Source organism: Limnohabitans sp. TEGF004 (genome assembly GCF_027924965.1).
GTDB lineage: Bacteria > Pseudomonadota > Gammaproteobacteria > Burkholderiales > Burkholderiaceae_C > Limnohabitans.
Window position 1 is genome coordinate 198,608 of sequence record NZ_AP027056.1, and the last position, 24,738, is coordinate 223,345.

The 24,738-nt window shown below is 56.4% G+C and carries 20 protein-coding genes; 10 read left to right on the forward strand and 10 right to left on the reverse strand.

Going from position 1 to position 24,738, the window contains the following annotated elements; genetic code table 11:
* The first annotated feature begins 8 nt into the window (after positions 1-8).
* From LINBF2_RS01115 to LINBF2_RS01150, 8 genes are all read left to right on the forward strand, one after another.
* Complete coding sequence (locus LINBF2_RS01115; RefSeq protein ID WP_281889745.1) at positions 9-1,955, forward strand: AMP-binding protein; 1,947 nt, start codon at positions 9-11, stop codon at positions 1,953-1,955.
* Positions 1,952-2,734, forward strand: coding sequence for an ABC transporter ATP-binding protein (locus LINBF2_RS01120; protein ID WP_104796716.1), 783 nt, complete (start codon positions 1,952-1,954; stop codon positions 2,732-2,734). The genes LINBF2_RS01115 and LINBF2_RS01120 overlap by 4 nt, the downstream gene beginning before the upstream one ends.
* A 10-nt stretch (positions 2,735-2,744) precedes the next feature.
* On the forward strand, positions 2,745-3,674 hold the full coding sequence (locus tag LINBF2_RS01125) for a branched-chain amino acid ABC transporter permease (RefSeq protein ID WP_104796715.1): 930 nt from the start codon (positions 2,745-2,747) through the stop codon (positions 3,672-3,674).
* 11 nt (positions 3,675-3,685) lie between these two features.
* Entirely contained in the window at positions 3,686-4,762 is a 1,077-nt protein-coding gene (locus LINBF2_RS01130) for a branched-chain amino acid ABC transporter permease (RefSeq protein ID WP_281889749.1), read from the forward strand.
* 43 nt (positions 4,763-4,805) lie between these two features.
* Positions 4,806-6,128 (forward strand): ABC transporter substrate-binding protein, encoded by a 1,323-nt coding sequence (locus tag LINBF2_RS01135; RefSeq protein WP_281889751.1) that lies wholly within the window; start codon positions 4,806-4,808, stop codon positions 6,126-6,128.
* A gap of 129 nt (positions 6,129-6,257) precedes the next feature.
* The gene (locus LINBF2_RS01140; RefSeq protein WP_104796712.1) at positions 6,258-7,067 is read left to right on the forward strand and encodes an ABC transporter ATP-binding protein; all 810 of its coding nucleotides are present in this window, start codon (positions 6,258-6,260) and stop codon (positions 7,065-7,067) included.
* Between the two features lie 11 nt (positions 7,068-7,078).
* The gene (locus tag LINBF2_RS01145; protein WP_281889753.1) at positions 7,079-8,323 is read left to right on the forward strand and encodes an AMP-binding protein; all 1,245 of its coding nucleotides are present in this window, start codon (positions 7,079-7,081) and stop codon (positions 8,321-8,323) included.
* A 105-nt stretch (positions 8,324-8,428) separates the two neighbouring features.
* On the forward strand, positions 8,429-9,409 hold the full coding sequence (locus tag LINBF2_RS01150; RefSeq protein WP_281889756.1) for a tripartite tricarboxylate transporter substrate-binding protein: 981 nt from the start codon (positions 8,429-8,431) through the stop codon (positions 9,407-9,409).
* A gap of 65 nt (positions 9,410-9,474) precedes the next feature.
* Here LINBF2_RS01150 and LINBF2_RS01155 read toward each other — a convergent pair whose 3' ends face one another.
* The 5 genes from LINBF2_RS01155 to LINBF2_RS01175 form a co-directional block, all read right to left on the reverse strand.
* Positions 9,475-10,908, reverse strand: coding sequence for a bifunctional serine/threonine-protein kinase/universal stress protein (locus LINBF2_RS01155; protein ID WP_281889758.1), 1,434 nt, complete (start codon positions 10,906-10,908; stop codon positions 9,475-9,477).
* Entirely contained in the window at positions 10,905-11,669 is a 765-nt protein-coding gene (locus LINBF2_RS01160; RefSeq protein WP_281889760.1) for a metallophosphoesterase, read from the reverse strand. Before LINBF2_RS01160 ends, LINBF2_RS01155 begins: the two co-directional genes overlap by 4 nt.
* Positions 11,670-11,701: 32 nt before the next feature.
* Positions 11,702-12,550, reverse strand: coding sequence for a 3-hydroxybutyryl-CoA dehydrogenase (locus LINBF2_RS01165; RefSeq protein ID WP_104796707.1), 849 nt, complete (start codon positions 12,548-12,550; stop codon positions 11,702-11,704).
* A gap of 174 nt (positions 12,551-12,724) precedes the next feature.
* The gene (locus LINBF2_RS01170) at positions 12,725-13,498 is read right to left on the reverse strand and encodes an ABC transporter permease (RefSeq protein WP_281889762.1); all 774 of its coding nucleotides are present in this window, start codon (positions 13,496-13,498) and stop codon (positions 12,725-12,727) included.
* Positions 13,499-13,503: 5 nt separating this feature from the next.
* Complete coding sequence (locus LINBF2_RS01175) at positions 13,504-14,427, reverse strand: ATP-binding cassette domain-containing protein (protein WP_281889764.1); 924 nt, start codon at positions 14,425-14,427, stop codon at positions 13,504-13,506.
* Positions 14,428-14,568: 141 nt separating this feature from the next.
* Here LINBF2_RS01175 and asd point away from each other — a divergent pair, with 141 nt between their 5' ends.
* Positions 14,569-15,396, forward strand: a complete 828-nt coding sequence (gene asd / locus LINBF2_RS01180; RefSeq protein ID WP_281889766.1) for an archaetidylserine decarboxylase — start codon at positions 14,569-14,571, stop codon at positions 15,394-15,396.
* A 3-nt stretch (positions 15,397-15,399) separates the two neighbouring features.
* Here asd and LINBF2_RS01185 read toward each other — a convergent pair whose 3' ends face one another.
* From LINBF2_RS01185 to LINBF2_RS01205, 5 genes are all read right to left on the reverse strand, one after another.
* Positions 15,400-16,893: an AMP nucleosidase gene (locus tag LINBF2_RS01185; protein WP_281889768.1), complete on the reverse strand. Its 1,494-nt coding sequence runs from the start codon at positions 16,891-16,893 to the stop codon at positions 15,400-15,402.
* 55 nt (positions 16,894-16,948) lie between these two features.
* On the reverse strand, positions 16,949-20,242 hold the full coding sequence (gene icmF / locus LINBF2_RS01190; protein ID WP_281889770.1) for a fused isobutyryl-CoA mutase/GTPase IcmF: 3,294 nt from the start codon (positions 20,240-20,242) through the stop codon (positions 16,949-16,951).
* Positions 20,243-20,414: 172 nt separating this feature from the next.
* Positions 20,415-22,325: a TRAP transporter large permease subunit gene (locus LINBF2_RS01195; protein ID WP_104796701.1), complete on the reverse strand. Its 1,911-nt coding sequence runs from the start codon at positions 22,323-22,325 to the stop codon at positions 20,415-20,417.
* On the reverse strand, positions 22,322-22,948 hold the full coding sequence (locus LINBF2_RS01200; RefSeq protein WP_281889773.1) for a TRAP transporter small permease subunit: 627 nt from the start codon (positions 22,946-22,948) through the stop codon (positions 22,322-22,324). Before LINBF2_RS01200 ends, LINBF2_RS01195 begins: the two co-directional genes overlap by 4 nt.
* A gap of 84 nt (positions 22,949-23,032) precedes the next feature.
* Positions 23,033-24,154, reverse strand: a complete 1,122-nt coding sequence (locus LINBF2_RS01205; RefSeq protein ID WP_104796699.1) for a C4-dicarboxylate ABC transporter — start codon at positions 24,152-24,154, stop codon at positions 23,033-23,035.
* 175 nt (positions 24,155-24,329) lie between these two features.
* On the opposite strand from LINBF2_RS01205, the gene LINBF2_RS01210 reads away from it, so the two are divergent.
* On the forward strand, positions 24,330-24,731 hold the full coding sequence (locus tag LINBF2_RS01210) for a rhodanese-like domain-containing protein (RefSeq protein WP_281889775.1): 402 nt from the start codon (positions 24,330-24,332) through the stop codon (positions 24,729-24,731).
* Positions 24,732-24,738 lie beyond the last annotated feature (7 nt).

Genomic DNA, 24,738 nt, shown 5'->3' on the forward strand with positions numbered 1-24,738 from the left:
GATTAGGAATGCAGACCACGTTCCCACGACTGTTACTCAAGCATGCCAGCGAGCGCCCAGGCGCCCCCGCCATGCGCGAGAAGGAATACGGCATTTGGCAAACCACGTCTTGGGCCGACATGGCTCAGATGGTGGAGCACATGGCGTGCGGCTTGCACCAAGCCGGTTTGACACGCAACGAGCATTTGGTGGTGATTGGCTCCAACCGTCCCCGCCTGTACGCCACCATGTTGGCCGCCCAATCGTTGGGCGCGATTCCGATCCCCTTGTACCAAGACGCCGCAGGCCCTGAGTGCGTATTTCCATTGAACAACGCCGAAGTGCGCTTCTGTGTGGTCGAAGACCAAGAGCAAGTCGACAAGCTGTTGGAGATCCGTGAGCAATGCCCGCAAATCGCACACATCTTTTTTGACGATCCTCGCGGTCTGCGCAAGTACGACGAGCCCGGCTTGGCCTCACTCGAAGAGTTGCTCGCTGCTGGTGCCGTGTTTGCCAAGCAACATCCTGAGTTTTACAAAGACGAAGTTGAAAAAGCTCACACGGACGATGTGGGCGCGATGTTCTTCACCTCCGGCACCACGGGCAACCCCAAAGGTGTGGTGCACACGCACAACTCGCTCATCAACCGTGCCGAAGCGGGCGCGCTGTTTGACAAGCTCACCTCGCATGAAGACGTGTTGGCCTATTTGCCACCGGCTTGGATTGGCCAAAACATTTTCAGCTACGCCCAGTGGTTGTATTGCGGCTATGTGGTGAACTGTCCTGAGTCGGCTGCCACCGTCACCATCGACTTGAAAGAAGTCGGCCCCACTTACTACTTCGCACCTCCCCGCGTGTTTGAAGGCTTGCTCACCAGTGTGATGATTCGCATGGAAGATGCAGGCGCGATCAAGCGTGGCATGTTCCATTACTTCATGGATGTGGCCCGCAAATACGGCCCCACCAAGATGGATGGCAAGTCGATTGGTTTGGTGGGCGGCTTGCTCTACACCTTGGGTAACTTCTTTGTGTACGGCCCTTTGCGTAACAACCTCGGCATGAGCCGCGTGCGTGTGGCCTATACCGCAGGTGAAGCGATTGGCCCAGATTTGTTCAGCTTCTACCGCGCCATTGGTGTGAACTTGAAGCAGCTCTACGGTTCTACCGAAACCGCTGTGTTTGTTTGCTTGCAGCCTGACCACGAAGCACGTGCCGACACCGTGGGTGTGCCTTGCGCTGGCGTGGAAATCAAAGTGGCTGACAACGGCGAAATCTTGGTCAAGTCACCCGGCCTGCTCAAAGGCTATTACAAGAACGATGCTGCCACGGCTGAAGTACTGACGGCCGATGGCTGGTACCACACCAGCGACGCCGGTTTCTTGGATGCGCATGGCCACCTGAAGATCATTGACCGCGTCAAAGACGTGGGCCGCATCAAAGGTGGTTCAAACGACGGCGCCATGTTTGCACCCAAGTATGTGGAGAACAAACTCAAGTTCTTCCCGCACATCAAAGAAGTGGTGGCCTATGGCGACCAGCGCGAAAAAGTGTGCGTGATGATCAACATCGACATGGAAGCCGTGGGCAACTGGGCTGAGCGTCACAACTTGCCTTACGCCGGCTATACCGATTTGGCGCAAAAGCCGGAGGTGTATCAGTTGATCAAAGAATGCGTTGAGAAAGTCAACGCAGATTTGGCGGCTGACGAACTTTTAGCCGGCAGCCAAGTGAGCCGCTTCCTCGTCTTGCATAAAGAGTTGGATGCTGACGACGGCGAACTGACACGTACCAACAAAGTGCGTCGCGGTTTCATCGCTGAAAAATACGACGCCTTAGTGGGTGCCTTGTACAACGGTGCCACCGAGCAATTCATTGAAACCGTGGTGAAGTTTGAAGACGGTCGCACTGGCAGCGTGAGCGCCACGCTCAAGCTGTCTGATGCCAAAACCTTCACGCCTGTGGGGAAAGCAGCATGAGCAAGAAAATCGGCGACGTTATCCTTGACGTCAAAAACATCAGTTTGCGTTTCGGTGGCGTCAAGGCGCTGACCGACATTTCGTTCAACGTCAAAGAGCACGAAGTGCGCGCCATCATTGGCCCCAACGGCGCTGGCAAGAGCTCTATGCTCAACTGCATCAACGGTGTGTACGCACCGCAAGAAGGCTCCATCACTTTTCGCGGTCAAACCTTTGACCACATGGACAGCCACCAAGTGGCCACCATGGGCATTGCGCGCACCTTCCAAAACTTGGCCTTGTTCAAAGGCATGAGCGTGCTCGACAACATCATGACCGGCCGTAACCTGCGCATGAAGAGCAACATCCTCATGCAAGCCTTGCGCATTGGCCCGGCCGAAAACGAAGAAATGATGCACCGCGAAAAAGTCGAGCGCATCATCGACTTTTTGGAAATTCAAGCCTTCCGTAAAACGCCTGTGGGCCAGTTGCCTTATGGCTTGCAAAAGCGCGTCGACTTAGGTCGTGCGCTGGCCCTTGAGCCCCAAGTGTTGTTGCTCGATGAGCCGATGGCCGGTATGAACGTGGAAGAGAAGCAAGACATGTGTCGCTTCATCTTGGACGTGAACGACGAATTTGGCACCACCATCGTGTTGATCGAACACGACATGGGCGTGGTGATGGATATTTCTGATCGCGTGGTCGTGCTCGACTACGGCAAGAAGATCGGCGACGGCACCCCCGATGAGGTGCGCAACAACGAGGAAGTCATCAGCGCTTACCTCGGCACTTCACACTAAGGACAAGAACATGGCATTTTTTCTTGAAACCCTTTTCGGCGGCCTCATGGCAGGCATGCTGTATTCGTTGGTGGCCCTCGGCTTCGTGCTGATTTACAAAGCCTCTGGCGTGTTTAACTTTGCGCAAGGTGCGATGGTGTTGTTTGCTGCGCTGGCCATGGCCCGCTTTGGCGAATGGATTCCCGCGCTCACAGGCATCGACAACTTCGTTCTCGTCAACTTGCTCGCCTTCGCTGGCGCTGCTGCTGTGATGTTTGTGGTGGCTTGGGTGATTGAGTTCTTGGTGTTGCGTCACTTGGTGAACCAAGAAGGCACCACTTTGTTGATGGCCACTTTGGGTATCACTTATTTCCTCGACGGTTTGGGGCAATCCATCTTTGGCAGCGACATCTACAAGATCGATGTGGGCATGCCCAAAGAGCCGTTGATGTTGATGGAATCCACCTTTGACGGCGGCATCATGATCAACCAAGAAGACTTGGTGGCTGCGTTCATCGCAGCAGCCTTGGTGGCGTTGCTCAGCGTGTTCTTCCAAAAAACCACCACTGGTCGAGCCTTGCGCGCTGTGGCGGATGACCATCAAGCGGCGCAATCCATTGGTATTCCACTCAACCGTATTTGGGTCATCGTTTGGTGCGTGGCCGGTGTGGTGGCCTTGGTGGCCGGCATGATTTGGGGCTCTAAGTTGGGCGTGCAGTTCTCACTTTCCACCGTGGCTTTGCGTGCTTTGCCTGTGGTGATTTTGGGTGGCCTGACCTCTGTGCCTGGCGCCATCATCGGCGGCTTGATCATCGGTGTTGGCGAGAAATTGTCTGAAGTGTTCCTCGGCCCCTATGTGGGCGGCGGTATTGAAATTTGGTTTGCGTACGTCTTGGCCTTGGGCTTCTTGCTGGTTCGTCCACAAGGTCTGTTTGGCGAGAAGATCATCGACCGCGTGTAAGGAAAAGAATCATGTTTTACAGAGAAAACGGTCAATTCAAAACGACTTACAAGGAAGACCAGCAAATCTTCCCGATCACGCAAGACCGCATTGGTGTGTTGCTGCTCATTGCCTTTGCATTCATCGGCGTGCCCATGCTCGCTGACGAATACATGTTGCGTGCGATTTTGATTCCCTTCCTCATCTTGTCGCTCGCCGCTTTGGGCGTGAACATCTTGGTGGGTTACTGCGGTCAGATCTCTTTGGGGTCAGGCGCTTTCATGGCTGTGGGCGCGTATGCCGCTTACAACTTCTTTGTGCGTATCGATGGCATGCCACTCATCTTGGCTGTGCTGATGGGAGGCTTCTTCGCCACGCTGGTGGGTATGTTCTTTGGCATTCCTAGCTTGCGTGTGAAGGGCCTGTACTTGGCCGTCGCCACATTGGCTGCGCAGTTCTTCTGTGACTGGGCGTTCTTGCGCATCAAATGGTTCACCAACGACTCAGCATCTGGCACAGCCTCTGTGGCCGATTTACAAGTGTTTGGCATGCCCATCAACACACCTTTTGAGAAGTACACCTTCTGTCTGGCCTTTTTGGTGGTGTTTGGTTTGCTCGCTAAAAACTTGGTGCGCAGTGCCATTGGCCGTGAGTGGATGGCCATCCGCGACATGGACGTGGCCGCTGCCGTGATTGGCATTCGCCCCATGTACGCCAAGCTCAGTGCATTTGCCGTGAGTTCGTTCATTGTGGGTGTAGCGGGCGCTTTGTGGGCCTTCGTTTACTTGGGTTCTTGGGAGCCTGCGGCTTTCTCGGTCGACCGTTCATTCCAATTGCTGTTCATGGTCATCTTGGGTGGCATGGGCTCCATCATGGGTAGCTTCTTTGGCGCTGCGTTCATCGTGGTGCTGCCGATCATCATCAACTTGGTCTTGCCATCGCTGGGTGCCGTGGTGGGGGTCGAGGTCAGCACTGCCGCTTTGACACATGCTGAACAAATGATCTTCGGTGCTTTGATTGTTTGGTTCTTGATCGTCGAGCCTCACGGCTTGGCCAAGTTGTGGAGTGTGGGCAAACAAAAGCTGCGTCTGTGGCCTTTCCCTCACTGAGTTGGTTTTCTGGTGTTCGCATAATTTTTCTAAGGAGACTTCAATGAAAATTCGTTCCCTCATGATGGCCGTGGCCGTTGCAGCAACTGGCTTGACCAGCGCTGTGGTCACCACATCCGCTCAAGCGCAAGCCAAAGAGCAGTTCTTCCCAGTGTTGCCTTACCGCACTGGCGCTTATGCACCCAACGGTGTGCCATGGGCCAACGGCTATGCCGACTATTTGAAAGTCATCAACGCACGCGATGGCGGCATCAACGGCGTGAAGATCTCTTTTGAAGAGTGCGACACCGCCTATGCCACAGACCGTGGCGTGGAATGCTACGAGCGCTTGAAAGGCAAATCACAAGGCGCGATCTTCCAGCCTTTGTCGACTGGCATCACCTTCGCTTTGACTGAGAAAGCACCGAACGACAAAAACTCGCTCATCACTGGCGGCTATGGCCGTTCAGAGTCCAGCGATGGTCAAGTGTTCAAGTGGAACTTCCCATTGATGGGCACCTATTGGTCTGGCGCTGACATCATCATGCAGCACATCACCAAAAAAGAAGGTGGCAACATCAAGGGCAAGAAGATCGCTTTGGTCTACCACGACAGCCCATACGGCAAAGAGCCAATCCCACTCTTGCAAGAGCGCGCCAAGATGCAAGGTTTCGACCTGCAACTTTTGCCCGTGACAGCACCTGGTGTTGAGCAAAAAGCCACTTGGTTGCAAGTGCGTCAAGCCCGTCCTGACTACGTCTTGCTGTGGGGCTGGGGCGTGATGAACTCAGCTGCTTTGAAAGAAGCTGTGGCCACAGGCTACCCACGCGAAAAAATGTACGGCGTGTGGTGGTCAGCTGCTGAGCCAGACGTCAAAGACGTGGGCGAAGCTGCCAAAGGCTACAACGGCTTGGTGGTCACAGGTGAAGGCGGCAAGATCATTGCTGACATCAAGACACACGTGCATGGCAAAAAGACAGGCACAGGCCCCGTGGAAGAAGTGGGTTCAACCCTCTACAACCGTGGCATGGTCAGCGCAGCTTTGGCTGTGGAAGGTGTTCGCCAAGCCCAAACGCGTTTTGGCAAAGGCAAGGTCATGACGGGTGAACAAATCCGTTGGGGCTTGGAGAACTTGACGCTCGACCAAAAAGCACTCGACAAGCTCGGCTTGGGCACGGTCATGAAACCACTCAGCACTTCGTGCTTAGACCACGAAGGTTCACGTTCTGCACGTGTTCACACATGGGACGGTAAGAAGTGGAACTTCACCTCTGACTGGATCGAGGCCGATGAATCCATCATCAAGCCATTGGTCAAGCAGTTCGCAGACAAGTACGCCACTGAGAAAAAACTCACACGTCGTACAGCTGCAGATTGCCAGTCTTAATGTGACGCACATCAGCCCGATGGGCTGATGATTTGGCGGCTCTCACGAGCCGCCAAACCTCAGAGGTAAACCTCCCGTTTGCTTTGAGGTTTGGTCCAGTCCAACAACGTTTTTTTAGCAAGGTAAGTTATGAGCGCCAACAACATCGTTCTCAACGTCAATGGCATTGAAGTCATTTACAACCACGTCATCTTGGTGCTCAAGGGCGTCTCGCTCAATGTGCCAGAAGGCAGCATCGTGTCTTTGCTGGGCGGTAACGGCGCTGGCAAAACCACCACCTTGCGGGCCATTTCCAACTTGCTGCAAGGCGAGCGCGGGGCGGTCACCAAAGGCAGCATTGAGTTGCGCGGCGAACGCATCGAAAACCTGACCCCCGCTGACTTGGTCAAGCGTGGCGTGGTGCAGGTGATGGAAGGCCGTCACTGCTTTGCCCACTTGACCATCGAAGAGAACTTGCTGACTGGCAGCTACACGCGCAGCAGCAAAGGTGAGATTGAAGCCAACTTGGAGAAGGTCTACAACTACTTTCCTCGCTTGAAAACACGCCGCACATCACAAGCTGCCTACACCTCGGGTGGCGAGCAGCAAATGTGCGCGATTGGACGCGCCATCATGGCCAACCCCAGCATGGTGTTGCTCGACGAACCTTCTATGGGCTTGGCCCCGCAAATCGTGGAAGAGGTGTTCAATATCGTGAAAGATTTGAACGAGAAAGAAAAAGTCACTTTTCTCATCGCTGAGCAAAACACCAACATGGCTTTGAAGTACGCCGACTACGGCTACATCATGGAGTCGGGCCGCATTGTGATGGACGGTGCTGCATCTGATCTGGCCAACAACGAAGACGTGAAAGAGTTCTACCTCGGTATGGGCGGAGGTGAGCGCAAGAGCTTCAAAGACGCCAAGAGCTACAAGCGCCGCAAGCGTTGGTTGGCATAAGGGGCGCGCACATGTCCAAGCACTACGACGCGCTCGAAACCCGCAACCCTGTCGAGCGCGAAGCGGCGCTCATGGCTGCGTTGCCTGCGCAAATCGCGCACGCACAAAAACATTCACCTGCATTTGCCAAATCTTTGGCAGGTGTGAACGCTGCCAGCGTGACCACCCGCGAAGCGTTGGCCAAATTGCCCGTGATTCGTAAATACGAGTTGTTGGCCCAACAGCAAGAGCAGCGCGCCACCAATGTGTTTGGTGGCTTTGCTGCCATTGGTTTTGGCAAGGCCATGCCGCGCGTGTTTGCCAGTCCCGGCACTATTTATGAGCCTGAAGGCGCACGTGCTGATTACTGGCGCATGGCCCGTGCCATTTACGCCGCAGGTTTCCGTCAAGGCGAACTCGCGCACAACTGCTTCAGTTACCACTTCACGCCTGCGGGTTCGATGATGGAAACCGGCGCACACGCCATTGGTTGCACTGTGTTTGCGGGCGGCACGGGACAGACCGAACAGCAAGTGGATGCGATGGCCGAGCTAAAGCCTGCGGGCTACATCGGCACGCCCAGCTTCTTGAAAATCATTGTGGAAAAAGCCGCCGAGATGGGCGTGAAGTTGCCCAGCGTCACCAAAGCCTTGGTGTCTGGCGAAGCGTTCCCGCCTAGCTTGCGTGACTGGTTGGCTGAGCGTGGTGTTGCCGGTTATCAGTGCTACGCCACTGCCGACCTCGGTTTGATTGCGTATGAAACTGAAGCCCGCGAAGGCTTGGTGCTTGACGAAGGCGTGATTGTTGAAATCGTTCGCCCAGGCACCGGTGATCCTGTGCCCGAAGGTGAAGTGGGTGAGTTGGTGGTGACCTCACTCAACCCCGATTACCCACTGATTCGTTTTGGCACAGGCGACTTGTCCGCTGTGCTGCCAGGCCAATGCCCCACAGGTCGCACCAACGTGCGCATCAAAGGCTGGATGGGACGTGCCGACCAAACCACCAAGGTGCGTGGCATGTTCGTGCACCCAGGCCAAGTGGCTGAGGTGGTCAAGCGTTTCCCCGAAATCAAACGCGCGCGTTTGGTGGTGACGGGCGAGATGGCCAACGACCAAATGAGCCTCAGGGTGGAAGCGCAAGACGTGGATGGTTTGGCTGCAAAAATTGGCGATGCCGTGCGCGACATCACCAAGCTACGTGCCGATGTGACGCTGGTGGCCATGGGCAGTTTGCCCAACGATGGCAAGGTGATTGAAGACGCGCGAACGTATCAATAAGTACGCACTAATAAAAGCCTTTGAGGGATGGGGAAATAAGTAATTTCCGTCATGAAAATGACCCTTGATCGGCTCTAATACAGGTTCCGTTATTAAGGAGACTTCATGAAAAAATTGTTCGCTTTGAGCGTGTTAGCGTTGGTCACATTGACAGGCGCAAACGCCGCAGATTTCCCCATCAAAGACAAGCCCGTCACCATCGTGGTGCCGTTCGCTGCGGGTGGTCCAACTGACCGTGTGGCACGCGATTTGGCTGAAGCCATGCGCAAGCCTTTGGGCACCACCGTGGTGGTCGAGAACGTGGCAGGCGCTGGCGGCACGATTGGCGCCAACAAAGTTGCCAAGGCCCCACAAGATGGCCACACCATCTTCTTGCACCACATCGGCATGGCCACTTCGCCAGCCCTGTATCGCAAACTGCCTTACAACACGCTCGAAGATTTCGAATACTTGGGCATGGTCAACGACGTGCCTATGACCTTGATCGGTCGCCCCACTTTGCCAGCCAACAACTACAAAGAATTGGCCACTTGGATCGAGCAAAACAAAGGCAAGATCAATTTGGGCAACGCTGGTTTGGGCGCCGCCTCACACCTGTGTGGCTTGATGTTCCAAAGCGCTTTGAAAGTGGACATGACCACTGTGCCTTACAAAGGTACTGCGCCTGCTATGAACGACCTCATGGGCGGCCAAATCGATTTGTTGTGTGACCAAACCACCAACACCACAGGTCAAATCGAAGGCAAAACCGTCAAGGCTTTTGCGGTGACAACTGCAAAGCGCTTGACAACGCCTGCACTGAAAGACTTGCCTACCCTGCAAGAGTCTGGCCTCAAAGGTTTTGAAGTCACCATTTGGCACGGTTTGTACGCCCCTAAAGGCACACCTGCTGACATCACGACTCAAATCAACAAAGCCCTCAAGGTTGCTTTGAAAGATCCAGAGTTCATCAAGAAGCAACAAGCCTTGGGTGCTGTGGTCGTGAGCGACAAGCGCGCTGACGCTGCTGAACACAAGAAGTTTGTGGCTGCTGAAATCGCCAAGTGGGGTCCTGTCATCCAGGCCGCTGGCGTGTACGCTGACTGATCAAAGCCGCTAGGTTTTGATCAAATGAAAAGCCACCCTCGGGTGGCTTTTTTCATGGGCATTTATCAGGCGTTGAGGTGTTCAAACGGCAATGCTTGCTTCACCAAAATCACCGTGCACGGCGCTTCCATCGCCACCTTGATGGGCACCGTGGCCACAAAACGTTGCATTTGCAAACCATGCGTGGCCGCACCCATGACGATCATGCTCACGTTGTTGCCTTCTGCATAGCGCACGAGGGCGTTGGCCACATCGCTGGCTTCGAGCACATGGAACGAGGTTTGGTGTGTGCCCATGTCCAAAGGTTGGGCCCATTGGTGCAGCATCGTGAGGTATTGGCGATGCACCGAGGTCTCGCTCTTGTCACTTTCAGATGCGCTGGTTTGGTTGGGCGAAATCACCGTCACCACTGCCAGCCGAGCACCTGGGCGAATGCCCAGCGAACGTGCCACGGCTTGGCGCAGTGAATACAAGGTGGCATCACTGGCCTCATGGTGCGGCACGGCCACCATCAGGATGGGCACTTCGTCAATTTGCTGCGAAGGCAATGGGCTGGGCTGGTAGTGCATGCCTGCCGCCTTGAGCCAGCGTTTGAAGTGGGTGAAGAACGGCGTGCCTTCCAGTTGTTTGCCGCGCTTGGTGACTTTCACCTGCTCAGGGTGTTCCAAGTCAAATGCCAAATGCGCGGCCGATGGGTAGCGCTTGACCGCCTCGGGCTCTAGGCAGCGCAACACCACCTCTTGCAACCACTCGGGCAAGTCGTCGCGCAAGCGGCGTGGCGGGGTCGGGTCCATCCACAAACGTTGGCGCATGCCGCCATCGGTTTGCGGATTGCCAAAAGGCAATTCGCCGGTGGCCAATTCGTACAGCATCACACCAATGGCAAAGATGTCGCTGCGCGGGTCCCCGCGCACGCCCACCACTTGTTCGGGGGCAATCCACGCGGGTGATCCCACGGCCTTGCGCAGCTCTTCGGCCAGCAAGTCGGGGTAGTGCGCGTGGGATGACAAACCAAAGTCCAGCAACACGGCGTGGCCGTTTGGGTGCATCAGCACGTTGGCGGGCTTGATGTCGAGGTGGCAGGTGTTTTGTTGGTGCAGGCTGTGTGCGGCGCGTGCGATGGCTGCGCCGAGGCGTGTGATGTCACTCACTTCTGCGCGCGTGCGGTGGTGCGTGTGCGCATCCAGCACTTGCTGCAAGGTCTGCCCTGGCACATGCTCCATCACCAAATAGGGCAGGTTCACCAAATCGCCTGCGGCCACAAAGCGTGGCACATGTGTGCCGTGCAGCACTTGCAAGATTTGGTGTTCGACCTCGAAACCCACAATGTTTTCTGCGCCATCGCCTGCGGTCATGCGGGGGACTTTCATCACCATGTCAAACGGCGCGGGGCGCTCGTCGGCATAGGTCACTTTGTAGATGTGTGCCATGCCGCCCGCATGCAAGCAAGCGCCGATGCGAAACCCGTCCAACTCGGTGCCTGCTTCTAAGCGTTTCATTTACCGGTCTCCAAGCGTTGGGCAAAAAATTCGGGCAAGCCAGCTTCGCGCACAGCGCGAGCGGCGGCGCGGTGGTCATAGGCCACGCGGTGGAAGGTGAGCTTGGCCGCGGTGCTGTCAAACACGGCGTACATGGCGCGTGGGTTGCCATCGCGTGGCTGGCCCACCGAGCCAATCGTGGCAATCCATTGGCGGTGTTTGGGTGTGGGGATGGGCACGCCAGGCGCAGGTTTGAACGCCATCAGTTGGCGACCCGTGCCTCGGTAGTACAACGATTGGTGATGCACATGGCCACCAAACACATAGCGCACATCGGGGTGGGCGCAGGCTGCATCTAGGCTCAGGCCTGCGGTGCGTTCGTCTTCTACATAACGCCAACGCTCAGGGGCATCCGCGCTGGCGTGGACCAACACCATCTGATCGACCTGCGCGGTGAGCGGCAAGATTTCCAGCCAAAACCGCTGCGCGGGTGACAGCTGGTTGTGCGTCCATTCCGCCGTTTGACTGCCCAGCGAAGGGTTGGGGTTGGCCGAGTTGATGTGGTGCGTTTGAATCAGCTCTTCGTGGTTGCCACGCAGCACGATGGCGCCGTCTTGTTGCAGCTTTTGGCAACGTGCCACCACCTCACCTGGAAATGCACCATAGCTCACCAAATCACCCAGCAGCGCCACGCGCTCAACGCCTTGTGTGTGTGCGTGAGCCAAGCACGCGTCAAGCGCGTGCAAGTTGCTGTGAATGTCTGAGAGCAGGGCGTATTTCATCGCCAGCGTACGACGCGAGGGTTGACGGTGGCTTAGTAGGTGTACACGCCTTTGCCGGTCTTGCGACCGAGCTGGCCAGCAGCCACCATCTCTTTGAGCAAGGGGCAAGCGCGGTATTTGCTGTCACCAAACTCTTGCAAGTACACGTCCATCACGGCCACACACACATCCAGGCCAATCATGTCAGCCAAGGCCAATGGGCCGATGGGTTGGTTGCAACCGAGCTTCATGCCTGCATCGATGTCTTCGGCGGTGGCCACACCTTCGGCCAACACAAAGAAAGCTTCGTTGATCATGGGCACCAAGATGCGGTTGACCACAAAGCCAGGAGCGTTCTTCACGGTGATGGGGCTCTTACCCAAGCGTGTGGACAAGTCATGCACGGCCGCGTGTGTGGCATCAGACGTTTGCAAGCCACGGATGATTTCAACCAAGGCCATCATCGGCACGGGGTTGAAAAAGTGCATGCCAATGAAGCGGTCGGCACGGGTGGTGACGGCGGCTAGCTTGGTGATGGAGATAGATGATGTGTTGGACGCGATGATGGCTTCAGGGGCCAGCATGCCGTCGAGTTGCTTGACGATTTTGACCTTGAGGTCGTAGTTCTCAGTCGCTGCTTCGATGACCAGTTGCGCGCCTTTGAGGTCGTCGTAACTGGTGCTGGTTTTGATGCGCGACAAGGCAGTGGCTTTGTCGGCTTCGGTGATTTTTTCTTTCTTGATCAAACGGTCCAAGCTGCCCGCCACAGTGGCGAGGCCTTTGGCCACGGCTGCGTCAGAGATGTCGACCATCACCACGTTCACGCCAGACACAGCACATGCTTGTGCGATGCCGTTGCCCATGGTGCCAGCGCCGATGATGCCTACGGTTTGAATGCTCATTGGGAAATCCTTGTTTTGTCGGTTGAATTGATAAATCAATATTAGCGGGGGAAGGGTTGCGTTTGGCTGACGTGCGTCAATTTCTTGTGCTCCAGCGAGTTGGCTTGGGGCGTCTTCCTCATGCTGGAGTACCAGAAATCGTCAGCCGCCCCAAGCCAACTCGCTTACGGGTAGTTAAGCGCGAAAGCGTTTCTTCGTTAGGTGAAGGGCGATCTTCCAAGCGACCACTGTGTAGACGGCCAGCACCCCTAGGTGTAACGCTGTATTCGTGGGCCACTGGTCAAGGAATAAAGGGCGTACCAATGCAATGGCTTGGGTGAGGGGCAGCCATTCTGAGATGTCGCGCACGATGCCGGGCAGCTGATCACGCGGGAAGAACACGCCGCTCAAGAACATCATGGGTGTGAGGAACAGCGTGAAGTAGTAGGTAAAGAAGTCATAGCCTTTGGCCAGTGCATTGAAGATGAGCGCGATGCAGCTGAAGGTGATGCCCACGCACAAAAGGATCGGCCACGCGGCCAAAAGCTTCCAGCTTTGGGTGATGCCCAGTGCAAACATCACGCCCAAAATGGCGGTGATGGTGAACAGGGCTTTGAAGGCCGCCCACAACATTTCGGCCAAGAGCACATCGTCCAAACGCATGGGGGCGTTCAAGATGCCGTCCCAAGTTTTTTGCACATGCATGCGCGAGAAGGCCGAGTACAGCGCTTCAAACGTCGCAGCATTCATGGCGCTCATGCAGATGGAGCCGCTGGCCAAAAACAAGATGTAAGGGACTTTTTGTTCGTCCAAAGTCACTTCGCCAACTAGGGCGCCAAGACCGTAGCCAAAGGCAACGAGCCACATCAAAGGTTCGGCAATGTTGGCCACGAGGCTGGGAATAGCCAGCTTGCGCCAGACCAAGAGGTTGCGCAAGAAGACGGGCCAGAAACGGAAATAGGTGTGCATCGCGATTAGCCTTCCTCGCGGATTTGGCGTCCGGTCATTTTCAAAAACAAGTCTTCCAAGTTGGCAGGACGGTGCAACGTGCGCAGTCCCGCGTGGGCACTGAGGGCTTGCAGCAGTTGTGCCGCATCTTGGGTGTAAAAGAACACGGTTTCGCCACTCGTTTCCACACGTTGCGCCAAGCCGGTGATCGGGCTGTCGACTAACGCGAGCGCGCCGTTACCGTACACCTCCACCACATCGGGTTCTAGGTGTTGCGCAATCAAATCACGCGGTGTGCCTTCGGCAATTTTTTTGCCGTGGTCCAGTACCAGCAGACGGTTGCACAAACGCTCTGCTTCGTCCATGAAGTGCGTGGTCAGCAAAATCGATTTGCCTTGTTGCAGCAGTTGCTGCAAGCGCTCCCACATCAGGTGGCGGGCTTGCGGGTCCAGGCCCGTGGTGGGCTCGTCAAGCAACAGCAAGTCAGGGTTGTTGATTAGGGCACGCGCCAGGCTGAGTCGGCGCTTCATGCCGCCCGACAACTCGCCGGGCTTGGCGTTGGCCTTGTGCGAAAGCGCAGCGAACTCCAGCAGTTGCGGAATGCGCGCTTGAATGTCGGCCTTCTTCATGCCGAAATAGCGGCCAAACACCATCAGGTTTTCAGCGCAGGTGAAGTCGGGGTCTAGCGTGTCGAATTGGCTCACCACGCCTAAGCGTGCTTTGATGGCCAGTGCGTCATCTGGCATGGACAAGCCAAAGGCGTTGATGCTGCCGCCGTCCGGCTGTGCAAGCCCAAGGCACATGCGCAGCGTGGTGGTTTTGCCTGCGCCGTTGGGTCCAATAACGCCCAAGCATTCGCCGGGGGCAATGCTGAAAGACACGTCGTTCACCACGGTGTTGTCACCGTAGCGTTTGAGAAGGTGATTGCATTCAAAAAGTGGGGTGCTCATAGGTTTGATTGTGCCTGTGGCACGGCAGTTTCGCTGTGCGGTCTGTCGCTCGGGTACATGGCGTGAAGCGCCTAAAATCTACGCAACTTACTTCAAGGCTACGCTGTGTCCGATACCTTATTTGTTCTCTTCCAATATGTGATGCCCAAGCAACTGCTGACACAGCTTGCGGGCGCTGTGGCGCGTGCGCGTTGTGGCAAATGGACGCATGCCCTCATCAAGTGGTTTGTGGGCAAGTACCAAGTCAACATGGACGAGGCGGCACAGCCCGACATCACGCAGTACGCATGCTTCAACGACTTCTTCACCCGCGCCTTAAAGCCTGGCGCACGCCCCTTGGCTGATGCCGCGTTTGTGTGCCCGGTGGATGGCGCGATTAGCCAGCTGGGCCACATCGATGGCGACCAAGTGTTCCAAGCCAAAGGCCACAGCTACAGCACGCAAGCGCTGGTGGGTGGGGACGCGACCTTGGCGGCTCAATTTCAAGATGGCGAATTCGCCACGATTTACCTCAGCCCCAAGGACTACCACCGCATCCACATGCCCAGCGCGGGCCGCTTGCGCCGCATGATTCATGTGCCCGGTGATTTGTTCTCGGTCAATCCCGCCACAGCGCGTGGCGTGCCTGGCTTGTTTGCGCGCAACGAGCGCGTGGTGTGCGTATTTGACATGCCTGCTGCTTCAGGTGAAAAACCTCAGCAATACGTGTTGGTGTTGGTCGGTGCGACCATCGTGGGCAGCATGGCCACGCCATGGCATGGCGTGGTCAACCCACCCCGCCCCGGCACGGTGCGTGAGTGGACGTATGACGACCAAGACCTGAGCTTGAAACAAGGCGACGAAATGGGCCGCTTCTTGTTGGGCTCCACCGTGGTGTTGCTGTGGCCTAAGAACACCATTGCGTTCAACCCTGCTTGGCAAGCCGCACAAGGTGTGCGCTTGGGCGAGAAGATGGGTGATGCTGCTTAAAGCTTATTGAAACGCCACCTCAGCAAAGCTCCGCAACTTCCGGCTGTGCAGTTGTGCAGGCCCTTGCTGGCGCAGCAGCTCAATGGCGCGCATGCCAATGCGCAAATGTTGGTCCACACGCTCTCGGTAGAAGTGGTTGGCCATGCCCGGCAGTTTGATCTCGCCGTGCAGCGGCTTATCGCTCACGCACAGCAGCGTGCCGTAGGGCACACGGAACCTAAATCCATTCGCGGCAATCGTGGCGCTTTCCATGTCCAGCGCCACCGCGCGGCTTTGGCTAAAGCGGCGTTGGGGCGTGTTGTCTGGCAGCAGTTCCCAGTTGCGGTTGTCGGTGCTGGCCACAGTGCCTGTGCGCAAAATGCGTTTGAGTTCTGCGCCTTCGCACTGCGTCACGTCTTTCACTGCCTGCTCTAGCGCCACTTGGATTTCAGCCAGCGCGGGAATAGGCACCCACAGCGGCAGCTCTTCGTCCAGCACATGGTCTTCGCGCACATAGCCGTGGGCCAGCACGTAGTCGCCCAGCTGCTGCGTGTTACGCAAGCCCGCGCAGTGGCCCAGCATTAGCCACGCATGAGGGCGCAGCACTGCGATGTGGTCGGTGATGTTCTTCGCGTTGGCTGGGCCCACGCCAATGTTCACCATGGTGATGCCGGTGTGATCTGGGCGTACCAAGTGGTAGCCGGGCATTTGCGGCAGACGAGGTGGCACTTTGCCCAAGATATCGTTGGCTTCTGCGGGCAAGCCTACGCGACGCGTGACCACGTTGCCAGGCTCCACAAACGCGATGTATTCGCTGTTGGGGTCTTGCATGGCCTCATGGCCCAAGCGTACAAACTCGTCAATGTAGAACTGGTAGTTGGTGAACAACACATAGTTCTGAAAATGCTCAGGGCTAGTACCGCTGTAATGGCGCAAACGTTGTAACGAATAGTCCATGCGTGCGGCGGTGAATAGCGACAAAGGCTGCGGCTCGTTGGGCTTTGCCTCAAACGTGCCATTGGCAATGCCATCGTCCATGGCCGTCAGGTCGGGCAGGTCAAACACCTCGCGCATCAGCTGGCGGCGCTCGGCGCTCATCTCGCCTTCAATGTGATCGTTTTCCGCAAACGAAAAGTGCACCGGGATCGGCTGATGGCTCACACCCACCTCCAGCGTGCCGCCGTGGTTTTGCAGCAGCAGGCTGAACTGTTCGCGGTAATAAGCAGCAAACAAATCGGGGCGTGTGAGGGTGGTCTCATACCTGCCTGGCTCGGCTACAAAGCCGTAGCTCAAGCCTGCACCTTCGCTGTTGGCTTGCAATGCGCCCGTCTTGGTGTGGATGCGCACAAACGGGTAGAACGCCCGCACACGTTGTTCAAAGTGCGTGCCCGCCACAAACTCGCGCATGGCTTGGCGCAGGTGGTCAAGGCTGGTTTGGTACAGCGCCTGCACTTGTGCAAGTGCGCTGTCGGCGTCGGTGTGACGGGTGGGGGCGGTGAAGGGTGGGCGAATACTCATGCCCCAATGTTACGAGCGCTTTGTGTCACTTCTGACCGCGCTCGTCACAGCCCCATTACATATTGCGACGGTACTGTCCACCCACTTCAAACAGGGCGTTGGTGATTTGTCCCAGTGAACATACACGCACCGCGTCCATCAACACCTCAAACACGTTGGCGTTGTCGATGACGGCTTGTTGCAGGCGTGCCAGTTGCACCTCGGCTTCGGCCTTGTGGCGGGTGTGGAAGTCGTTCAAGCGGTTGAGTTGGCTCAGCTTTTCCTCTTCGGTCGAGCGGGCCAGTTCGAGCTTGTCCATCACTTGCTCGCCGTGCGGGTTTCGGAAGGTGTTGACGCCGATGATGGGCAGCTCGCCGGTGTGCTTGAGCATTTCGTAGGTCATCGATTCGTCTTGAATCTTGCCGCGTTGGTAGCCGGTTTCCATTGCGCCCAACACACCGCCGCGCTCTGCAATGCGTTCGAACTCGGCCAGCACGGCTTCTTCCACCAACTCGGTGAGGTCTTCAATGATGAAGGCACCTTGGCTTGGGTTTTCGTTTTTAGCCAAGCCCCACTCGCGGTTGATGATGAGCTGAATCGCCATGGCGCGACGCACCGAGTCTTCGGTGGGCGTGGTGATGGCTTCGTCAAACGCGTTGGTATGCAGGGAGTTGCAGTTGTCGTAAATCGCAATCAGCGCTTGCAGCGTGGTGCGGATGTCGTTGAACTGAATCTCTTGCGCGTGCAATGAACGGCCAGAAGTTTGGATGTGATATTTCAGCTTTTGTGAACGCTCATTCGCGCCGTATTTCTCTTTCATCGCCACAGCCCAGATGCGACGCGCCACGCGGCCCATCACGGTGTACTCGGGGTCCATGCCGTTGCTGAAGAAGAAGCTCAGGTTTGGCGCGAAGTCGTCAATGTGCATGCCGCGCGCCAAGTAGGCTTCCACAAACGTGAAACCATTCGACAACGTGAACGCTAATTGAGAGATGGGGTTCGCACCCGCTTCGGCAATGTGATAGCCGCTGATCGACACGCTGTAGAAGTTGCGCACTTGGTTGTGCACAAAGTACTGCGCGATGTCGCCCATTACCTTCAATGAAAACTCAGTGCTGAACAAGCACGTGTTTTGACCTTGGTCTTCTTTCAAGATATCGGCTTGCACCGTGCCGCGCACGTTTTGCATGACCCACTCTTTGATCTTCGCGGTCTCGGTCTCGGTCGGGTCGCGGCCGTTGTCCTTTTTGAACTTCTCAATGTTTTGGTCAATGGCCGTGTTCATGAACATCGCCAAGATGGACGGTGCTGGCCCGTTGATGGTCATCGACACGCTGGTGGTGGGATTGCACAGGTCAAACCCGTCGTACAGCACCTTCATGTCGTCCAGCGTGGCCACGTTCACGCCTGAGTTGCCCACCTTGCCGTAAATGTCCGGACGTGGGTCTGGATCGTTTCCGTAGAGCGTGACCGAGTCAAACGCGGTGGACAAACGCTTGGCCTCCATGCCCTCGCTCACCAGCTTAAAGCGGCGGTTGGTGCGGAAGGGGTCGCCTTCACCGGCAAACATGCGCGTTGGGTCTTCGCCTTCGCGCTTGAATGCAAACGTGCCAGCGGTGTAGGGGTAGCTGCCGGGCACGTTGTCGAGCATGAGCCATTTCAAAATTTCGCCGTGGTCTTCATACGTGGGCAACGCCACTTTGCGAATCACCGTGCCGCTGAGTGACTTGGTGGTGAGTGCGGTGCGAATCTCTTTGTCGCGAATCTTCACCACGTACTCGTCGCCTGCGTAGGCGGCTTGCATGTCTGGCCATTGGGCCAGCAGCTTGCGCTCTGCGCCGCCTAAGTTTTCTTCGCGCGCAAAGGCCAAGTCGATGGCGGCTTCAGAGGCTTTGGCACGGCCGGGCTTGTCTTCGGCCAACATGCGTGCGGCTTCGCGCAGTTGTTGAATTTCGCGGGCCAGTTTGGCTTGTGTACGTGCACGCTTTTTGTAGCCGCGCACGGTGTCGGTAATTTCAGCCAAGTAGCGTGTGCGTGCGGCTGGCACGACGGGTGTTTGGTTGCTGCTGTGGCGCACGTTCACCAAGGGCAAGCGGCCTTCTTTGAATGTCAGGCCCAGCTCGGTCAAGCGGCCTTTGAGGGCTTGGTACAGGGCGGTCACGCCGTCGTCGTTGAAGCGTGCGGCCATGGTGCCGAATACCGGCATTTCTTCGGTCGGTGTGTGCCACGCTTCTTTGTTGCGTTGCACTTGCTTGGCCACATCGCGCAGCGCGTCGCTGGCGCCTTTGCGGTCGAATTTGTTGATGGCGATGAACTCGGCAAAGTCCAGCATGTCGATTTTTTCCAGCTGGCTGGCGGCGCCAAACTCGGGCGTCATCACATACATGGGCACATCTACGTGCGGCACGATGGCGGCATCGCCTTGGCCAATGCCTGAGGTTTCCACAATGATCAGATCAAAGCCCGCGCACTTGGTGGCGGCCAATACATCGGGCAGGGCGGCGCTGATTTCGCTGCCAAAGTCGCGCGTGGCGAGTGAACGCATGAACACGCGCTGACCGCTGCTCCAAGGCGAAATGGCATTCATGCGGATGCGGTCACCCAGCAATGCGCCGCCGCTCTTACGGCGTGATGGGTCGATAGAGATCACGGCAATGCGTAGCGCATCGCCTTGGTCTAAACGGATGCGGCGCACCAGCTCGTCGGTGAGCGACGACTTGCCCGCACCGCCAGTGCCCGTGATGCCCAACACCGGCACATGACGGGTGAGCGATTCTTTGCGCACCGCTTCAACCATGTTGTGGTCGGCCTTCTCGTTTTCTAACGCGGTGATGAGCTGCGCTAATTTACGCCAAGCCATTTCGTCATGGCCTTGAATCTCTTTCAGAGCAGTTGGCGCATAGTTTGACAAGTCTTTGTCGCAGCGCATGATCATCTCGCCAATCATGCCTTGCAGGCCCATTTTCTGGCCGTCTTCTGGGCTGTAAATGCGTGTCACGCCGTAGGCTTGCAGCTCGCGAATTTCTGGGGGCACGATCACGCCACCACCGCCGCCAAACACTTGGATGTGTTCGCCACCGCGTTGGCGCAGCAAATCGACCATGTACTTGAAGTACTCCACGTGGCCGCCTTGGTACGAGCTAATGGCAATGCCTTGCACGTCTTCTTGCAGCGCAGCCGTCACCACTTCGTCCACAGAGCGGTTGTGGCCCAAGTGAATCACCTCAGCGCCCATGCCTTGCAAGATGCGACGCATGATGTTGATGGCGGCATCGTGGCCGTCAAACAAAGATGCAGCCGTGACAAAGCGCACTTTTTGCGTTGGCTTGTAGTTGGCAAGGGCTTGGAATTCGGCGGACAGGTCAGACATGTGGTGGCTCCGATAAAACGGCTGAAGTCACGCAAGCTTTGAAGCTTACGTTTACGTAAACGTCAATCATAACGATTTGGCTGCCTGTGTGGGCAGAAATTGGGGAGGATTTGCCCTAATAAAAAAGCCGCAGGGCCAAAGGCGCTGCGGCTTTTAAGGGGGCTGTCAGGGCTTATTTGTAAAGCACGTTAGGCAGCCACATGCCAATTGCTGGGAACATGTACAGCAAGAAGATGGCAAACACTTGGATCGCCATGAACGGCAACATGCCCGCAAAGATCTGGTTCAACGTCACATGAGGAGGGCTCACACCCTTCAGATAGAACGCTGCCATCGCCACAGGTGGGCTCAAGAAGGCGGTTTGCAGGTTCAACGCCACCAACAAGCCGAAGAACAGCGGGTCGATGTTGAAGTGCGGCAGCAAGGGGATGAAGATGGGCATGAAAATCACAATGATTTCAGTCCACTCCAGCGGCCAGCCCAGCAAGAAGATCACGACTTGCGCCAAGATCATGAACTGAGTTGGCGTCAGGTCCATGCCCAGCACCCAGGTGTTGATCAGCTCTTGTCCGCCCAACAGCGCAAACGCTGCCGAGAAGATGCTAGAGCCCACAAACAACCAGCACACCATGGCGCTGGTCTTGGCCGTTAGGTACACCGATTCGCGCATCACCGTCATGTTGAGGCGGCGGTAAGCACCGGCCAGCAACAAGCCGCCCATCGATCCCATCGCCGCAGCTTCCGTTGGTGTGGCCAAGCCAAACACGATGGTGCCCAGCACGGCCAAGATCATCAAGGCCAGTGGGAAGAACGAGCCCAGCAACATCTTGAAAATCTCAAGACGCGTGAAGCTGAAGTAGGCGTAGAAGATGACCATGGCCACAATCACGCTGACCAAGCCGATCCAGAAAGCTGCAGGCGCATCCAAGCGCTCTTGCGCAGCTGCAGGCTCGGTAGGAGCTACTTCTGCAGCAGGTGCAACTTCGGCAGCCACTTTGGCCACCGGGGCTTCAGAGCCGGGAGGTGCTTGCAAGGCATCAGGTTCAGCCAAGCCGCCAGCTTCCTCTTCAGGGGCTGCGTCGTCAAAGCCGCTGCTCATCTCGACCACGCCTTGCGTGTCTTCAACCGGAGCAGGTGCAGTCACGGCCATGAAGATCGCGCCCATGATCACCACTGCCGAAATGGCAGGCAACAGGGCAATGCCCAATTGCTTGAGCAGTTCGTTCATTGGCACAGCGGCGTTGCGCTTGCCTTTGATCGCAGCGATCAAGGCGGGCACAGCTTTGTCGCTGATGGTGGTGGCCAACTCTTGTGCCACAGGTGGCAGCGGCACATAGCGGTCTTCAGCCGACATGGGCGGGGCCAAGTGTGGCTTGAGCTTGGCCACGATGATCACGTAGCCCACGTACAAAGTGGCCAACATGATGCCGGGGAAGAACGCACCTGCATACAACTTAACCACTGACACGCCGGCGGTTGCACCGTAGACGATCAACATGACGGAGGGTGGGATCAAGATACCCAAACAACCGCCTGCAGTAATCGCACCCGCCGACAACTGCACGCTGTAACCCGCGCGCAACATGGCGGGCAAAGCCAGCAAGCCCATCAAGGTCACGACTGCACCCACAATGCCGGTCGCAGTCGCGAAGATGGCGCAGGTAATGATGGTGGCCACGGCCAAAGAGCCAGGCACGCGAGCTGCGGCCAAGTGCATGCTTTTGAAGAGCTTTTCAATCAAGTTGGCGCGTTCAATGAGGTAACCCATGAACACAAACAGCGGGATTGAAATCAGCACATCGTTAGACATGACCGAATAGGTGCGTTGCACCATCAGGTCAAGCGTCTGCATGACGGCGAGATCAGGGTTTTGACTTCGGTAGGCCAGCCACGCGAAGATCATGCCCATGCCCATCAGGGTAAAGGCGGTGGGGAAGCCCAACATGATGGCAACCACCACCAGCGCAAGCATCAGTAAACCTAGGTGACCGTTGGTCATCTCTGCCGCAGGCGGCAGGAAAATAAAGGCTGCCAACACGACCATGGCCATGATGGATAAGCCGAACCATATTTCTTTTTTCATTTGTGTGCTTCCTTGTCACCCACAACGTAGGCATCGAGCTTGGCGATGTCTTCGTCTTTCACGTTGACCATTTCTTTGAGTTTTTCAACGTCGACTTCGTCCACGTCATCACCACGCGAGGGCCATTCGCCTTGCTGCAAACAAACCACGCAGCGCACGATCTCGACCAAGCCTTGCAGCAGCAGTAGCACGCCTGCAATTGGAATGATGGTTTTGAACGGGTAAACAGGTGGGCCGTCGGCCGTGATGTTGGAGTGCTCGCTGATGGCCCAAGATTCGCCAGCGAATTCAAAGCCAGCCCAAGCCAAGGCCACGATGCCTGGAATAAAGAAGATGATGTACAGCGCCAAATCCAAACCTGCTTGCAAGCGCGGTGTGAAAAAGCCGTACAACACGTCGCCGCGCACATGCCCGTTTTTAGACAAGGTGTAAGCGCCGGCCATCATGAACAGCGAGCCGTACATCATGCTCATGACGTCAAAGGCCCAAGGGTGCGGATTGTCAAACGCGTAGCGCGATACAACCTCCCATGTGATCATGAGTGTGAGCGCAAAAATTAGCCAAGCAAACGCTTGGCCAACCTGTGTGCTGATTTTGTCAATGGTGAGTAATAGTTTTTGCATGGTGTGCTAACTTAAATGAATCAGCCACCCGACGACTGTCGGATGGCTGATGAAAACGCAATAGCTCAAACGAGCTAAGTGAGTTTAGGCTTTCTTCGCGCCGAAGAAATGGTTGACAGCCATACGGCGGTTGATCACGGTGTCTTGTTCCCACTTCACTGCGCGCTGAGCGAAGGCTTTTTGTGAAGCCACGATCTCTTTGAACAATGGGTTTTCAGCAGACTTCTTCTCCACAATTTCAGACCACAGCTTGAGCTGGTCTTGCAGCACAGAGTCAGGGGTCTTATAGAACTTGACTTTGTCTTTGTTTTGCAACTCAACGTAGTCTTTGGAGTAGCGGTCCACGGCCTTCCAAGACATGTCAGCAGATGCGGCTTCGGTAGCGCCGGCAATCACAGCCTTCATCTTGGCTGGCAGTGCGTCGTACTTGGTCTTGTTGAACATGATCTCGAATGTCTCAGCGCTTTGGTGGAAGCTTTGCAACATGCACACTTTCGACACATCGGGGAAGCCCAACAAACGGTCAGAGGTTGCGTTGTTGAATTCGGCACCGTCCAGCAAACCGCGGTCCATCGCTGGCACGATCTCGCCGCCTGGCAATGCGTTCACAGCAGCGCCCATGGCGGTGAACAAGTCAATGGCCAAACCGTTGGTGCGGAACTTCAAGCCCTTGAAGTCAGCAGACTTGGTGATTGGCTTTTTGAACCAGCCCAAAGGTTGGGTCGACATAGGGCCGTACAAGAACGATTGCACGTTGCCACCAATGGAGGCGTACAACTTGGCCAACAGCTCAGCGCCGCCGCCGTACTTGTGCCAGGCCAAGATCATGTTGGCATCCATGCCGAAGGCTGGGCCAGAGTTCCACAGCGCCAAAGCGTTTTGCTTACCGTAGTGGTAGCCCAACACGCCGTGACCGCCATCCAAAGTGCCTTTAGACACAGCTTCGAGCAAACCGAATGCTGGCACCACAGAACCTGCGGGCAACACTTCGATCTTCAAATCGCCACCGGTCATGTCGTTGACCTTCTTGGCGTAGTCGGTGGCGTACTCATGGAAGATGTCCTTGGCTGGCCAAGTGCTCTGCCAACGCATGTTGATAGGGCCGGTCTGGGCCACCACCATCGGTGCGGCGGCGACGCCAGCGGCAGCGGCAGCGGCGCCTTTGAGTACGTTACGACGTGCTGTTGTTTTTTTGATATCGGTCATGAGGGGAAGTCTCCTAAGTTTTGTCAAAGACATGAATGGGAGTGGCGATTTTGATCGCTGCTATTCAAGTTAGCGCAAGGGTTTCCCCTCGTCTTGTCTTGAAATCGACGCGTCCATGTCTCCTTGGGGACGAGCCGCTTCTATACTGAGTGTTCATTTATTTCGCTTTATAAATATGAGCAACAACGAGCTGGGTTACGCGGGCGATATCAGCCCCGAAACCGCCAACGAATGGATGCAGTCTGGCGCGGCTGTGATGATTGACGTGCGTTCAGATGCCGAGCTCGCTTGGGTCGGTTTTGTGCCAGGCGCGGTGCCTGTTGCTTGGAAACAATGGCCAGGTATGGCCATGAACCCCGCCTTTGACGACGCGGTTCGTGCAGCCGCCAACGGCAAAAAAATTGTGCTGCTGTGCCGCAGTGGCGTGCGTTCAATTGCTGCGGCCAAACGCGCCACAGAGCTGGGCCTAGAGGCCTACAACATCCTCGAGGGCTTCGAGGGCGATGCCAATGCAAACGGCCATCGCGGCACCCAAGGTGGCTGGCGCATGCGCGGCTTGCCTTGGCGTCAAAACTAATTCAAGC

Bases quoted from the DNA above. Each gene is read 5' to 3' on its own strand.
- LINBF2_RS01115 (WP_281889745.1), top strand. From the start codon at position 9: ATGCAGACCACGTTCCCACGACTGTTACTCAAGCATGCCAGCGAGCGC.
- LINBF2_RS01120 (WP_104796716.1), top strand. From the start codon at position 1,952: ATGAGCAAGAAAATCGGCGACGTTATCCTTGACGTCAAAAACATCAGT.
- LINBF2_RS01125 (WP_104796715.1), top strand. From the start codon at position 2,745: ATGGCATTTTTTCTTGAAACCCTTTTCGGCGGCCTCATGGCAGGCATG.
- LINBF2_RS01130 (WP_281889749.1), top strand. From the start codon at position 3,686: ATGTTTTACAGAGAAAACGGTCAATTCAAAACGACTTACAAGGAAGAC.
- LINBF2_RS01135 (WP_281889751.1), top strand. From the start codon at position 4,806: ATGAAAATTCGTTCCCTCATGATGGCCGTGGCCGTTGCAGCAACTGGC.
- LINBF2_RS01140 (WP_104796712.1), top strand. From the start codon at position 6,258: ATGAGCGCCAACAACATCGTTCTCAACGTCAATGGCATTGAAGTCATT.
- LINBF2_RS01145 (WP_281889753.1), top strand. From the start codon at position 7,079: ATGTCCAAGCACTACGACGCGCTCGAAACCCGCAACCCTGTCGAGCGC.
- LINBF2_RS01150 (WP_281889756.1), top strand. From the start codon at position 8,429: ATGAAAAAATTGTTCGCTTTGAGCGTGTTAGCGTTGGTCACATTGACA.
- LINBF2_RS01155 (WP_281889758.1), bottom strand. From the start codon at position 10,908: ATGAAACGCTTAGAAGCAGGCACCGAGTTGGACGGGTTTCGCATCGGC.
- LINBF2_RS01160 (WP_281889760.1), bottom strand. From the start codon at position 11,669: ATGAAATACGCCCTGCTCTCAGACATTCACAGCAACTTGCACGCGCTT.
- LINBF2_RS01165 (WP_104796707.1), bottom strand. From the start codon at position 12,550: ATGAGCATTCAAACCGTAGGCATCATCGGCGCTGGCACCATGGGCAAC.
- LINBF2_RS01170 (WP_281889762.1), bottom strand. From the start codon at position 13,498: ATGCACACCTATTTCCGTTTCTGGCCCGTCTTCTTGCGCAACCTCTTG.
- LINBF2_RS01175 (WP_281889764.1), bottom strand. From the start codon at position 14,427: ATGAGCACCCCACTTTTTGAATGCAATCACCTTCTCAAACGCTACGGT.
- asd (WP_281889766.1), top strand. From the start codon at position 14,569: ATGCCCAAGCAACTGCTGACACAGCTTGCGGGCGCTGTGGCGCGTGCG.
- LINBF2_RS01185 (WP_281889768.1), bottom strand. From the start codon at position 16,893: ATGAGTATTCGCCCACCCTTCACCGCCCCCACCCGTCACACCGACGCC.
- icmF (WP_281889770.1), bottom strand. From the start codon at position 20,242: ATGTCTGACCTGTCCGCCGAATTCCAAGCCCTTGCCAACTACAAGCCA.
- LINBF2_RS01195 (WP_104796701.1), bottom strand. From the start codon at position 22,325: ATGAAAAAAGAAATATGGTTCGGCTTATCCATCATGGCCATGGTCGTG.
- LINBF2_RS01200 (WP_281889773.1), bottom strand. From the start codon at position 22,948: ATGCAAAAACTATTACTCACCATTGACAAAATCAGCACACAGGTTGGC.
- LINBF2_RS01205 (WP_104796699.1), bottom strand. From the start codon at position 24,154: ATGACCGATATCAAAAAAACAACAGCACGTCGTAACGTACTCAAAGGC.
- LINBF2_RS01210 (WP_281889775.1), top strand. From the start codon at position 24,330: ATGAGCAACAACGAGCTGGGTTACGCGGGCGATATCAGCCCCGAAACC.